We start from the raw sequence: 822 nt of genomic DNA, 5'->3' as shown, positions 1-822 counted from the left end.
TTCGTTAAATTGTGTCTGAACGACAAACTTCAAGGCCGTCTGAAAAATATTCTTTCAGACGGCCTGGGATATGGTTTTACGGGTTTATGGCATCAGGACGAAATAAGCCCACAGCGCAACCAATACGATACAGAGGACGTTCAGCAATAAGCCGACGTTCATCATTTCGCGTTGCTTAATCAAGCCTGTACCAAACACAATCGCGTTAGGCGGCGTGGCAACCGGCAACATGAAGGCACAAGATGCACCAATGCCGATGACGAATACCAAAACTTGTTCTGGCAAACCCATTTGCGCGGCAATGCTGGCGAAAATAGGCACAAGCAGGGCGGCGGAAGCGGTGTTACTGGTGAACTCGGTCAGGAAGATGATGAAGGCGGCAACCACGAAAATCACCAGCAATGCAGGAGAGTGGGAGAACGTGGAAGCAACTTGCTGACCCAGAGCTTCAGATGCGCCGGAAGATTGCAGCAACGCGCTCAAGCTGATACCGCCACCGAAGAGCATCAATACACCCCAGTCGGTATTGCGAGCAACTTCTTTCCATTGCGCCACGCCGAATACGACGACGGCAACGGCGGCAATCAGGGCGATAACGGTATCGGGGTTGGAAATGCCAAATGCGGCTTTGATTTTGGAGCTGAATACCCAAGCGATGGCGGCTGCCAAGAAAATCAACAGCGCGATAACGCGGTGCAAAGTCCAAGGGATAGATTCGGCTTTAACTTCCACGCGCTCGTTCAAATTAGGTTTGAGGACGACGTACATGGAGAACAGCATCAGCGGCAGAATCAACAGCATCATCGGCAGGCCGAGCTTCAT

1 protein-coding gene is annotated in these 822 nt (G+C 51.6%); it reads right to left on the bottom strand.

The genetic code is table 11. From position 1 onward, the window contains the following. Positions 1-84: 84 nt before the first annotated feature. On the bottom strand, positions 85-822 hold a 738-nt coding region (locus ACTHUR_RS13080; protein WP_440398941.1), incomplete at its 5' end, for an SLC13 family permease.

This window comes from Neisseria sp. P0021.S007 (assembly GCF_051956855.1).
Note: the sequence above shows the minus strand (reverse complement) of the source record. Positions and strands in the feature narration are given on the sequence as shown.